The organism is Ensifer sp. Root142 (genome assembly GCF_001426785.1).
Classification (GTDB): domain Bacteria; phylum Pseudomonadota; class Alphaproteobacteria; order Rhizobiales; family Rhizobiaceae; genus Ensifer; species Ensifer canadensis.
Map to the genome: position 1 here is coordinate 72198 of NZ_LMFK01000003.1, position 12847 is coordinate 85044.

The window sequence follows — 12847 nt, forward strand, 5'->3', positions numbered from 1 at the left end:
CGCCCGCACAATTTCTAATCGGACGGATCTTACAGCGTCCGCGTGATGTGTTCGACGCGGAAGCACTCGATCGTGTCGCCTGCGCGGATGTCTTCGTAGTTCTCGAACGCCATACCGCATTCCTGACCGACGTTGACTTCCGAGACTTCGTCCTTGAAGCGCTTGAGCGTCTTGAGCTTGCCTTCGTGGATGACGACGTTGTCGCGAACCAGACGGACGCCGACGCCGCGCTCGACCTTGCCTTCGGTGACGCGGCAACCCGCGACCTTGCCGACCTTGGTGATGTTGAACACCTCAAGGATCTCGGCGTTGCCGAGGAAGGTTTCGCGACGCTCGGGCGAAAGCAGACCGGACATCGCCGCCTTAACGTCATCCACCAGATCGTAGATGATGTTGTAGTAGCGGATTTCGATGCCTCCACGCTCGGCTGCCGAACGGGCCTGATTGTTGGCACGAACGTTGAAGCCGATGATGGCGGCGTTCGATGCTTCTGCGAGCGAGATATCCGACTCGGTGATACCGCCAGCACCCGAATGGACGATGCGCGCACGCACTTCGTCGGTTCCGAGCTTGTCCAGCGCACCGGCGATCGCTTCGATCGAGCCTTGCACGTCGCCCTTGATGACGAGCGGGAACTCCTTGAGACCGGAGGTCTGGAGCTGGGTCATCATCTGCTCGAGCGAACCGCGCGAACCGGACTGACGGGCAACTGCCTTGTCGCGGGCAAGCCGCAGGCGGTATTCCGAGATCTCGCGAGCGCGGCTTTCGTTTTCGACGACGGCGAACTTGTCGCCTGCTGCCGGCGTGCCCGACAGGCCGAGAACTTCGACCGGCATCGACGGACCGGCTTCCTTGACGTGTTCACCCTTGTCGTTGACCAGGGCGCGCACACGGCCCCACTGGTCGCCGGCAACGATGATCTGGCCCGGACGCAGCGTACCCTTCTGAACGAGCACGGTTGCGACGGCGCCGCGGCCACGGTCGAGTTCGGCTTCAACCACAGTACCTTCGGCTGTCCGGTTCGGATTGGCCTTGAGGTCGAGGATTTCGGCCTGGAGCAGGATCGCTTCGAGCAGCTTGTCGAGGTTGGTGCCGTTCTTCGCCGAGACTTCCACGTCGAGAACTTCACCGCCCATGGATTCGACGAAGACTTCATGCTGCAGAAGTTCGGTGCGAACCTTCTGGGCATTGGCCGCCGGCTTGTCGACCTTGTTGATCGCCACGATGATCGGAACACCGGCCGCTTTGGCGTGGTTGATGGATTCGATCGTCTGCGGCATCACGCTGTCGTCGGCCGCAACCACCAGGATGGCAATGTCGGTCGCCTGGGCACCACGGGCACGCATGGCGGTGAACGCCGCGTGGCCGGGTGTGTCGATGAAGGTGATCTTGTTACCGTTCTGCTCGACCTGGTAGGCGCCGATGTGCTGGGTGATGCCACCCGCTTCGCCGGCAACCACGTTGGCATGACGGATGGCGTCGAGCAGCGAGGTCTTGCCGTGGTCGACGTGACCCATGATCGTGACGATCGGCGGACGCGAGACCAGTTCTTCCTCGATGTCGGAAACGTTGAAGATGCCTTCTTCGACGTCGGACTCGGAAACACGCTTGACGGTGTGGCCGAATTCGCCGGCGATGAGTTCAGCCAGGTCGGCATCGATCAGATCGCCGGGCTTCATCATCTGGCCTTCCTTCATCAGGTACTTGATGACGTCGACGGCGCGTTCGGACATGCGCTGCGACAGTTCCTGAATCGTGATGGTTTCCGGCAGAACGACTTCGCGCGAAATCTTCTCGCGGGTCTCCTGCATCTGGCTGCGCTTGAACTTCTCCTGGCGGCGACGCATCGCCGACAGCGAACGGGCGCGCTGGCCGGCATCCTCGTCGGCAGCGGTGGTCAGCGTCAGCTTGCCCTGGCGGCGACCATCGTCACCCTTCGGGCGCGTGACCGGCTTTGCCGGCTCCGGACGCACGACCTTGCCACGAACCGGACCTGCGCCGGGGCGCGGGCTGCGATCCTCATCCTTTTCGTTGTCGACCTTGCGGCCGCGCAGAGCACCGGCCGGTGCCGGCGTCGGAAGACCTGCTGCCGGGGCGGCGGCGGGCCGTGCAGCCTGCGGGCGATTGTCGACGCGACGCTCGCCGGCTGCAGGTGCGCGAGCAGCCACGGGGCGCTCTTCGACAACCTCTTCGGCCTTGGCTTCGGGCTCGACAGCCGGGCGGGCTGCTTCCTCGGCGGCGCGACGTGCGGCGTCTTCCTTCTCCTGCAGGAGACGGGCTTCTTCCTCACGCTTGCGGCGCGCTTCGTTCTCGGCGCGGATGACCGCTTCTTCAGCTTCGCGGATCTGGGCTTCGGCCAGAGCGCGGCGGCGCGCATCGATCTCACCGGCGGAAAGCTGGTTCAGAACGACACCGACGCGCGGACGGTTCGCCTGGTTGGCTTCCTGGCGCGTCTGGTGCTGCTGTGGCTGCGGGGCCGGGCGGCCCGAAGGCTGCGGCTGAGCCGGACGCTGTTCGGCCGGCCGTGCGGCGGGAGCCGCGGCAACCGGCGTGATCGGGCGCTCGTCCTTGGGGCGATGGAAGGGGCGTTTCTTGGTTTCGACCACGACCGCCTTGGTGCGGCCACGGCCCATGTCCTGACGCACGGTCCCCTGCGAAACCCCGGAGGGCTTCAGGGTCAGCGTCTTCTTGCCTGCTGCGCCGCCTGTCTTGTCGTCGTTGTTGTCGGTCATTCCGTTCCGTTCCTAGCGATCAGGGCCGGATGCGTATCACCTGACCCTGTCTTCCAAATTGTCTCAAACAATGTACGCGATGCCGGATTTTGCCGGTGACGCGCGTCATTGCTGTGGCTTGCCAGCGCCGCCTTCGGCCCGGACCGGGACGGATCCACGGTACTTTTCGAGCATGATTGCGCGCTTCACTACACCCTCACCCGCCTGCCCTGCAAGCGTTGCGGCATGGATAAAAGCATTACTTCCCAAAAGGCCCTCCATTTCCGCCGCCGTGAAGGGGCGGAACGCGGGTATTTCCGTTTCATCTTCAACCACAAAGCTCATCGCCTTGCGGGCCTGGTCAATCTTGCGGACGCCGTCGGCTGCCGCATCACTCGCGTGGAAGACGGCGAGTGCCGCCAATCCACGAACTGCCTGCTCCGTCTTCGTCGCGCCGGAGATGAACTGGGCCGCCTTGCGCGCCATGTTCATCATTCCGGCAAGCTGCTCGACGAGCAGCCTGTCCACGTCATCGGCAAGCGTCGCATCGACCTTGACGTCGGCCTTCAAGGCCCGGGCGAAGAGCTTCTTCGCCATGGCCTTTTCGACCAGCGCCCGCTCCGCCTTGACCCAGCAGCCGCGCCCCGGAAGCTGACGCTTCAGATCGGGAACGATGCGGCCGTCGGGTCCGGCGACGAAGCGGATCAGATCGTCGGGSGAGCCACTCTCGCGCGTGACGATGCAAGTCCGGGTGCTGCCGCTCTTGTCCTTCGGACCGTTGTCCGAAGGCAGAACGTCAGCGTCAGTCGATGCGGTGGTCGCCATCAGGCGTCCTGTTCCGCGCCTTCGGCAACCTCGATCGCCTCATCTACTTCCTGCTCGACGGCGAGGTCGTCTTCCGTGATCCAGCCGGCAGCAAGGCGAGCCTGAACGATCATGGCTTCAGCGTCGGCACGCGAAACTTCGAACTTCGAGAACGTGCCCTCGAAGCGCTTGGTCTCGCCGTCCTTGCGTTCGCTCCAGCCAACCAGGTCGTCAGCGGCGCAACCGGCAAAGTCCTCGATGGTCTTGATGCCTTCCTCGCCGAGCGCGACCAGCATCGGGCTGGTCAGGCCATTGATCGTGCGCAGTTCGTCGGCAACGCCGAGTTCCTTGCGCTTGGCATCCATCTCAGCTTCCAGCCTGTCCAGGTACTCGCGGGCGCGGGTCTGGATTTCGGTAGCCGTTTCGTCGTCGAAGCCGTCGATCGAGGCAATTTCGTCGAGATCGACATAGGCAAGCTCCTCGACAGCCGCAAAGCCCTCGGAAGCCAGAACCTGACCGACCATCTCGTCGACGTCGAGCGAGTCCATGAACAGGTTGGTGCGCTCGTTGAATTCCTTCTGGCGACGTTCGCTTTCTTCCTGCTCGGTGAGGATGTCGATATCCCAGCCGGTCAGCTGCGAAGCGAGGCGAACGTTCTGGCCGCGGCGGCCGATGGCCAGCGACAGCTGCTCGTCCGGAACCACCACTTCGATGCGTTCCGCATCTTCGTCGAGAACGACCTTGGCGACTTCCGCCGGCTGCAGCGCGTTGACGATGAACGATGCCGGATCCTGCGACCACGGAATGATATCGATCTTTTCGCCCTGCAGTTCGCCGACGACGGCCTGAACGCGCGAACCGCGCATACCGACGCAGGCGCCGACCGGATCGATCGACGAGTCGTTCGAGATCACGGCGATCTTGGCGCGCGAGCCCGGATCGCGGGCAACCGACTTGATCTGGATGATGCCGTCGTAGATTTCAGGCACTTCCATGGTGAAGAGCTTGACCATGAACTGCGGATGCGTGCGCGACAGGAAGATCTGCGGGCCGCGCTGTTCGCGGCGAACGTCGTAGACGAAGGCGCGGACGCGGTCGCCGTAACGCATGTTTTCGCGCGGGATCATCTCGTCGCGACGGATGATGCCTTCGCCACGGCCGAGATCGACGATGACGTTGCCGTATTCGACGCGCTTGACGGTGCCGTTGACGATCTCGCCGACGCGATCCTTGAATTCGTCGAACTGGCGGTCACGCTCGGCTTCGCGAACCTTCTGCACGATGACCTGCTTGGCCGACTGGGCAGCGATACGGCCGAAATCCATCGGCGGCAGCGGGTCGGCAATGAAGTCGCCGAGCTTGGCGTCCGGGTTGCGGTCGCGGGCCAGTTCAAGCGGGATCTGGGTGGAATAGTCTTCCGCCTTCTCGACCACTTCCAGCAGACGCTGCAGGCGGATTTCGCCGGTCTTGGAATTGATGTCGGCACGGATGTTGGATTCCGAACCATAGCGGGAGCGCGCGGCCTTCTGGATCGCATCGGCCATCGCGGCCAGAACGATCTCGCGGTCGATCACCTTTTCGCGTGCCACTGCATCTGCGATCTGCAGAAGCTCGAGCCGGTTAGCACTGACTGCCATCTCATGTCTCCGTCTGGTTGCAGGGGGCCTCAAGCACCGCCCCGGCTTTTATTCGTCGATAGGTGAATCTTCGTCTTCAAAATTCTCGTTCGCGGCGCGCGCTGCCTTGGCCTTCTTGTCGGCCGTCAGGGCGTCGCGGATCAGGTCGTCGGTCAGGATCAACCGCGCCTCCGCAAGCGTGGTGAAAGGAATGGTAACCGTCGCTTCCTCGCCATAAGCAGGCTGATCGCGCTCGATCTGGAAACCATCCGCATCCACGGACACGATCTTGCCGCGGAAACGCTTGCGGCCTTCAACCAGCACCGAGGTCTCGCATTTCAGCAGGTGACCCTGCCAGCGGAAGAAATCGGACTTGCGCACCATCGGGCGATCGATGCCGGGCGACGACACTTCCAGATGATACGCCTTGTCGACCGGATCTTCCACATCGAGAACCGGGGAAATGGCCATCGAGATCGCTTCGCAATCTTCGACGGTCATGGTGCCGTCGTTGCGCTCGGCCATGATCTGCAGCGTCATGCCGTTCTGGCCGGACATGCGCACGCGTACCAGGCGATAGCCCATCGGCGTCAGCACCGGTTCGATGATGTCGGCGATGCGCTGATCAAGACCGGTCTCGGTGATCAGGCGGGGTTCAATTTCATTTTCAGCCGTTGTCGGATCGGACAAACGATGTCTCCTCATGGGACCGGCTAATAAAAAAGAGCGGGTCCTGACGGGCCCACTCTTCATCTACCGATCAAGAATTTGAGGCCCATATACGCCTCGTTGCCGCAAATTGCAAGGTGTTCGACCGGTGGTGGCCGAAGCCGCCAGATCGGGGCGGATGGCAGGCAATCGATGCGACGGCAAGTTTCAGCGGCTGGCACTTCGGCCTTCGAGGTTTATAACAGGCAACGAACCGCTTCGATATCGCAATCAAAAGACACGAGAGAGAAGACGAGGTGCCCACCCGTATTTCGCCACTGGCCCCCTTCAAGCACGACATCTTCCGCACCATCTGGATAGCAAGCCTCGCCTCCAACTTCGGCGGCCTCATCCAGTCGGTCGGCGCCGCCTGGCTGATGACCTCGATTTCCTCGTCGGCCAACATGGTTGCGCTGGTGCAGGCGTCGACCGCGCTTCCCATCATGATGTTCTCGCTGGTGTCCGGCGCGCTTGCCGACAATTTCGACCGGCGGCGGATCATGCTGGTGGCGCAGTGTTTCATGCTGACGGTGTCGGCGCTTCTGACCATCTGCGCCTATTTCGGCATCATTACGCCGTGGCTGCTCCTGCTCTTCACCTTCCTGATCGGCTGCGGCACGGCGCTCAACAACCCCTCCTGGCAGGCCTCGGTCGGCGACATGGTTCCGCGCGACGACCTGCCGGCGGCCGTGGCGCTGAACAGTATGGGCTTCAACATCACCCGCAGCGTCGGCCCGGCGATCGGCGGCGTGATCGTGGCGACGGCGGGTGCAGCGGCGGCCTTTGCCGCCAACTCGCTCAGCTACTTCGCCATCCTCTTTGCGCTGATGCGCTGGCGGCGCGAAGTGACCATGAGCCCACTGCCGCGCGAAACGCTCGGCCGGGCGATTACGGCAGGCCTGCGCTATGTCGTCATGTCGCCCAATATCGGCAAGGTGCTGGTGCGCGGTTTCCTCTTCGGCCTTTCGGCAAGCGCCATTCTCGCGCTTCTGCCGCTGGTGGCGCGCGATCTCGTCCAGGGCGGACCGCTCACCTACGGCCTGATGCTCGGCGCCTTCGGTCTCGGCGCGATCGGCGGCGCATTGCTGAGCGCAAGACTGCGCGAAATGATGTCGAGCGAAGCGATCGTTCGCCTGGCTTTTGGCGGCTTTGCCGTGAGCACGGTCGTCATTGCCTTCAGCCCCTATGCCTGGCTCAGCTGTCTCGTGCTCCTGGTCTCCGGCGCATCCTGGGTGCTGGCCCTGTCGCTGTTCAACACCACCGTCCAGCTTTCGGCTCCGCGCTGGGTGGTCGGCCGGGCGCTGTCGCTCTACCAGACCATGACCTTCGGCGGCATTGCCGGCGGCAGCTGGCTCTGGGGCACGACGGCCGAGCAATATGGTGCCACCAATGCGCTTGTTGTCTCCTGTCTGTTGATGCTGGCGGGTGCGGTCATCGGCCTGCGCCTGCCGCTGCCCGAGTTCAAGTCGCTCAACCTCGATCCGCTCAACCGCTTCAACGAGCCGCTGCTCGAGCTGGACCTGAAACCCCGCAGCGGCCCGATCGTCATCATGATCGATTACGAGATCGACGATGCCGACATACCGGAGTTTCTGGAGACCATGGCCGAACGGCGGCGCATCCGCATCCGCGACGGCGCCGGCCATTGGGCGCTGATGCGCGATCTGGAAATTCCGACCACCTGGACGGAAACCTACCATGTGCCGACCTGGGTGGAATATGTGCGCCATAACCAGCGCCGGACGCAAGCCGACGCCTCGGTCGGCGACAAGCTGACGGCGCTGCATCGCGGCGCAGCGCCACCGCGGGTGCATCGCATGATCGAGCGCCAGACGATCGTTCCGACGCATTACGAGCGCTACAAGCGGCAGGTGAACGTCGACATGCACTGAGGCGAAGCGCGCGCCTAGGATTGGGTAAACACGCCGGCAGCAGCAGACTTACCGGAGCTTCGCTTTCAACGTGGCGTCGGGAAAGCAGGTCGGCGCCAGGCCGTTCTTGGCCTGCCAGTCGCCGAGCGAGCGGCGCGTCTTGTAGCCGGCCAGACCATCGGCCTTGCCGACGTCGTAGCCCTTGGCAACCAGCGCCTTCTGCATCGCCAGGACATCGGAGCGCAGCATGTTGCCGACATCGCCCCAGGTGCCGCGGAAGGCACCGCCACCCGCGCCGATGCGATCGGCAAGGTTGCCAATGAACAGCGCATAGAGGTCCGAGTTGTTGTATTCCTTGAGCACATAGAAATTCGGCGTGACGATGAACTCCGGCCCATGAGTGCCGGCCGGAACCAACATCATCGACGGCGCCGAACGCTCATGCGACGGGAAGGCTTTTCCGGAAATGCGGGTGATGCCCTTGGCCGCCCAATCGGACATCGGCCGGGCAAGATCCGGACCTTCCTGTGCGCAGGAGACGCCGGCCGGGATCGACACTTCGAAGCCCCAGTCGCGGCCACGTTGCCAGCCCTTCTTGACGAGATAGTTGGCAATCGACGCCAAGCTGTCGGGAACAGAGTTCCAGATATCGCGGCGGCCGTCGCCGTCGAAATCGACGGCATATTGCAGGAAGCTCGACGGCATGAACTGCGGCTGACCCATGGCGCCGGCCCAGGAGCCGCGCATCGACACCTCTTCGACGTCGCCGCTGTCCAGAATATGCAAGGCCGCGATCAACTCGCGGCGGAACAGATCCGGCCGGGTCGACATGAAGGCCTTGGTCGCCAGGACATCGACGACCGGATAGGGAATTTTCGCGCGTCCGAAGCCGGATTCGCGGCCCCAGATCGCCACGACCACCGATGCCGGAACCCCATAGGTCTTTTCGATCCGCTTCAGGGTAGACGCGTGCGTCGAAGCAAGGCTTCGCCCCGTTGCCGCCAATCCCTGCAGCCGCTTTTCGGAGAAGTAGCTGCCGGGCGAGGAAAACTCCGCCTGGCTCTGCTTCTGCTCCTTCGGCTTGGGGAAGCCGGGTGGGGCCAGATCGGGCAGGTCCCAGTTCAGCTTTACGTCAGCAAATGCGGCCTTGAACGATCGCGCTGATACACCCGACTTCTCGGCTTCCGGCCAGAGATCGCGCTGCAGCCACTGGCGAAACTGGTTCTCGACATCCGCCTTGGAGGCAGCCTGGGCGAAGCCCGTGAAAACGCAGAACAACAATGTCGACAGTGATAGAAATCTCAGCATCCGGCTTCCCTATCGGTTGGATCGCGGGCGGTTGGGGCAAAAGCCCCGATCAATTCGAGGTGTCAGATCGAGGTGCGGGCGCGAAGGGCGGCCGCCAGCGTGCCCTCGTCGAGATAATCGAGTTCGCCGCCAACAGGCACGCCATGGGCAAGCCGCGTGATCTTCACCTCCATCCCCTCGAGCTGGTCGGTGATATAGTGGGCGGTAGTCTGGCCCTCGACCGTGGCGTTGACGGCGATGATCAGTTCGCGGACGCCGCCATTGGCAACGCGCTGCACCAGCCCCTTGATGTTGAGGTCGTCGGGGCCGACGCCGTCGAGCGGCGACAGCGTGCCGCCGAGCACGTGATAGGCGGCGTTCATCGCCGCGGCCCGTTCCAGCGCCCAGAGATCGGCGACATCCTCGACGACGATGATCACCGACTGGTCGCGGCGTTCATCCGCGCAGACCGTACAGGGATCGATCGTGTCGACATTGCCGCAGCACGAGCAGATGCGCACCTTGCGATGGGCCTCGCCCATGGCTTCCGCCAGGGGCCCAAGCAGCTGGTCCTTCTTCTTGACCAGATGCAGCGCCGCGCGCCGCGCCGAACGCGGCCCCAGCCCCGGCACCTTTGCCAGAAGCTGGATCAGTTTTTCGATTTCGGGACCGGTGACTCGCTTTGCCATGCGGCGCTTTTAGCCCATATCGCCGACAAACGGAATCGCCTTGCCGGAATATCACGCGGCTCCCGCCCTCCATTGCGCCGGAACTCACGGACGCATCGAAGCACGGCTCAACGGGTGGCGATGACGACGGCCGCCCCGGCGATGGTTCCGGCGCTGGCGCGGTTGGCGAGGCGAACGGCGCGCTTGCTCTTCAGGAGCTTGCGCGCATTGGCGGCCATGGTCACCCAGCCGAAATCGACCACGACCAGAACCACCAGCATCGTCGCAACCAGCTCCATCCAGCCGATCAAGGTGACCGAGCGCAGGTCGATGATCGAGGGCAGCAACGCGACGTAGAACATCATCACCTTGGGATTGCCGAGCGTCACCGTCAGGCCGGCAAAGAACAGCTTGGAGGGTGAGCGCGACTGCGGCAGGCTGTCGCCGGGCAGATCCGGTTCGGCCATCCACATTTTCCAGGCGAGATAGAGCAGGTAGGCGACGCCCAGCCACTTGATGGCAACGAACAGCAGATGGAAGCTTTCGGCAATCGCCGCCAGGCCCGCCACCGCAAATGACAGCCAGATGGCCTCGCCGATCCAGAGCGCCACAAGGAAGGGTAGAACGTCGCGCGCGCCCTTCGAAAGCACGCGGGCCACAAGGGCGGCGACGCTCGGGCCGGGCGAGCCGGCCGCAACCAGCAAGGCGCCGGCAAACATAAGCAGGGACGTCATGGTCATGCGCGATCCTCCTCGAGAGGCGGCAAATTACCATGCTTTGCCGTCGGCGCCAGCCTTCCGCCGCTGCGAAATTGCGTGCATCGAACATCAACACAATCTAATGTTGTTGTTCGGAGATGGAGGGTGCGATGAACGATACGACTTTCCGTTACGCCAAACCCAGCGAAGAGTGCGACCTCATCATGAAGGGTGGCATCACCTCCGGCGTGGTATTCCCGCGCGCCATCACTGAACTGGCAACCCGTTACCGCTTCATGCACATTGGCGGAACTTCGGCTGGCGCGATCGCCGCCGTGATGACGGCGGCCGCGGAGTACCGGCGGCAAACCGGCGCGACGGTGGAAGAGAAGAATGCCGGCTTTGCCCTCATCGACGGCATGCCTGGCGAGCTGGCGGCAAACCTTTCAACCTTCTTTCAGCCCTCTGCCGACACGGCCCCCCTCTTTCGCATCGGCATGGCCGCCATTCGCACCCAGCACAGCAGGGCCATGGCCTGCGCCTTGGAGACGCTGCGGGTCTTTGCCCTGCCGGCGTTGCTTGGCGCTGCACCCGGCATTTTGATCCTTATTGCAGGTGTGCTCGGCACCGGCGCCGCGACAATACTGCTCGGCATCGTCACCGCTTTGACCGGCGCAATCTTGATGATCCTCTATCAATTCTACCAGGCGGTAGCGGTGCTCTTGCCGGCCAACGATTTCGGTCTTTGCAGCGGCCTGACCCAGCCGGGCATGAAGAACCCGGCTTTCACCAACTGGATCTCCGAAAGAATAGAGGCGATAGCCGGTCCCCTCCGGCAGGATGGTTCGGACAGGCCGTTGACAATTGGCGACCTCGAGGCGCACGACATCACGCTTAGAAGCGTGACCACCGACCTCTCCTCGCGCCGTCCTTACGAGTTGCCATTCGGAGACCGGGTCCATAATTATCGCAAGTCGGAGTTCGAGGCGTTGTTTCCGTCCTCGATCATGGCGTACCTGCTCAAGGAGAGCAAACCACGCGACATCGTCGCGGCCGATGGGTCGAAGGACTTCTACCAGCTACCGCCGGCAAACAAGCTGCCCGTGGCCATTCTCGCCCGGATGAGCCTGAGCTTTCCCGGGCTGATCCGTGCCGTGCCGCTTTACCGCTACGACTACTCGCTGAAAAGCAGCGCACGGCGCGATCCCGCTACGCACATCCGCTGTCTGTTTTCCGACGGTGGCATCACCAGCAACTTTCCGATTCACCTTTTTGACGGCCTTCTGCCTGGGCGACCGACCTTCGGCATCTCGCTTGCCAGTTATGATCAGCGGCGGCACGGCGATGACGCGGACGGGGCAAGCCGCGTCTATCTTCCGCGCAGGACGTCCGAAGGCAAGGTCGCGCCCATCTACCCGGTCGACGGGCTGTTCGGCTTTGTCGGTGCCATCCTCGACACGGCGCGCAATTGGCAGGACACGCTGCAGAGCCAGCTGCACGGTTACAGCGAGCGGATCGTCGAAGTCAGGCTCGACGACGACAAGGAGGGTGGGCTCAATCTGGATATGGATCGCGAAACCGTCGCCTATCTCAGCGCACTCGGCGGAAAGGCCGGCGAGACTCTTCTTAACGATTTCGACTTCAACGAACACCGTTGGCGTAGAGCGTTGACGATGCTGCCGACATTGGCGGAATCGCTCAGAAAGCTCTCGGCGCGCTACAATGCGCCGCCGACGGACAGCACCGCCGACTATCCAACGATCCTGACGAAATACGACCCGACCGGATTGGTGGGGTCGTCCAAGGCCGAACGCGCAGCGCTCAACGATTTCGCCTTCAAGCTCGCCGAGATCGGCGCGGCGCTCGATCAACGACCGATACCGCCGGCCTCTACACAGAAAGCCGATCTGCGCATCACCGCCAGCATGGACACCAATCCGCGCGGCGCCACTCCGGCGAAACCGATCGTTCCCGCACCGGCGCCCGACTCATAGAGTCGTTTCCGATTTGGACGGAACCGCACAAATGATCTATCTCTTTGTTTTTACGCATTTCCTGACGGAAAACCGCTTCGCACTTTTCCTGGAAATGGTCTAGCAGCGAAGAACGGCCGATCAGAACGGCAGCTTCATACCGGGCGGGATCGGCAGGCCGGCTGTGAGTTCGCGGGTCTTTTCGGCCTGGACGGCCTCGGCCTTGTCCTTGGCGTCCTTGTGGGCGGCGACGATCAGGTCTTCGAGGATCTCGACATCGTCTTCCTTGAACAGCGACGGGTCGATCTTCAGGCTCTTCAGAGTGCCCTTGCCATCGAGGCGGACGGTGACGAGGCCGCCACCGGAGACACCATCGACTTCGAGCGCAGCGATTTCCGCCTGCATCTTCTCCATCTTGGCCTGCATTTCCTTGACCTTGCCCATCATCCCCATGATGTCGCGCATCGTCGTCTCCTGTTCTCTAGAAATTTCCGGTCGTTCGTTCCGACCG

At 63.0% G+C, this 12847-nt stretch carries 10 protein-coding genes; 2 read left to right on the plus strand and 8 right to left on the minus strand.

The annotated features are described in order from the left end of the window. Nucleotides 1–29: 29 nt before the first annotated feature. From infB to rimP, 4 genes are all read right to left on the minus strand, one after another. A complete protein-coding gene (gene infB / locus ASD52_RS06780; protein ID WP_025425489.1) occupies nt 30–2732 on the minus strand; it encodes a translation initiation factor IF-2 in 2703 nt (900 codons plus the stop codon). Between the two features lie 105 nt (nt 2733–2837). Next, entirely contained in the window at nt 2838–3536 is a 699-nt protein-coding gene (locus tag ASD52_RS06785) for an RNA-binding protein (protein WP_025425488.1), read from the minus strand. Further along, nucleotides 3536–5152, minus strand: a complete 1617-nt coding sequence (gene nusA / locus ASD52_RS06790) for a transcription termination factor NusA (protein WP_025425487.1) — start codon at nt 5150–5152, stop codon at nt 3536–3538. The genes ASD52_RS06785 and nusA overlap by 1 nt, the downstream gene beginning before the upstream one ends. Before the next feature lie 48 nt (nt 5153–5200). Continuing rightward, on the minus strand, nt 5201–5836 hold the full coding sequence (gene rimP, locus ASD52_RS06795) for a ribosome maturation factor RimP (RefSeq protein WP_081788827.1): 636 nt from the start codon (nt 5834–5836) through the stop codon (nt 5201–5203). A 260-nt stretch (nt 5837–6096) separates the two neighbouring features. On the opposite strand from rimP, the gene ASD52_RS06800 reads away from it, so the two are divergent. After that, nucleotides 6097–7731, plus strand: coding sequence for an MFS transporter (locus ASD52_RS06800; RefSeq protein ID WP_038575795.1), 1635 nt, complete (start codon nt 6097–6099; stop codon nt 7729–7731). 48 nt (nt 7732–7779) lie between these two features. On the opposite strand, the gene ASD52_RS06805 is transcribed toward ASD52_RS06800, so the two are convergent. The 3 genes from ASD52_RS06805 to ASD52_RS06815 form a co-directional block, all read right to left on the minus strand. Continuing rightward, a complete protein-coding gene (locus ASD52_RS06805) occupies nt 7780–9018 on the minus strand; it encodes a lytic murein transglycosylase (protein ID WP_025425484.1) in 1239 nt (412 codons plus the stop codon). Nucleotides 9019–9080: 62 nt separating this feature from the next. After that, nucleotides 9081–9686: a recombination mediator RecR gene (gene recR, locus ASD52_RS06810; RefSeq protein WP_025425483.1), complete on the minus strand. Its 606-nt coding sequence runs from the start codon at nt 9684–9686 to the stop codon at nt 9081–9083. Between the two features lie 107 nt (nt 9687–9793). Next, nucleotides 9794–10405, minus strand: a complete 612-nt coding sequence (locus tag ASD52_RS06815; protein ID WP_025425482.1) for a LysE family translocator — start codon at nt 10403–10405, stop codon at nt 9794–9796. A gap of 128 nt (nt 10406–10533) precedes the next feature. On the opposite strand from ASD52_RS06815, the gene ASD52_RS06820 reads away from it, so the two are divergent. Then, nucleotides 10534–12357 carry a patatin-like phospholipase family protein gene (locus tag ASD52_RS06820; protein WP_025425481.1) on the plus strand — a complete coding sequence of 608 codons (1824 nt, stop codon included), beginning with the start codon at nt 10534–10536 and terminating at the stop codon, nt 12355–12357. A 120-nt stretch (nt 12358–12477) separates the two neighbouring features. Here ASD52_RS06820 and ASD52_RS06825 read toward each other — a convergent pair whose 3' ends face one another. Next, nucleotides 12478–12801: a YbaB/EbfC family nucleoid-associated protein gene (locus ASD52_RS06825; RefSeq protein WP_025425480.1), complete on the minus strand. Its 324-nt coding sequence runs from the start codon at nt 12799–12801 to the stop codon at nt 12478–12480. Nucleotides 12802–12847 lie beyond the last annotated feature (46 nt).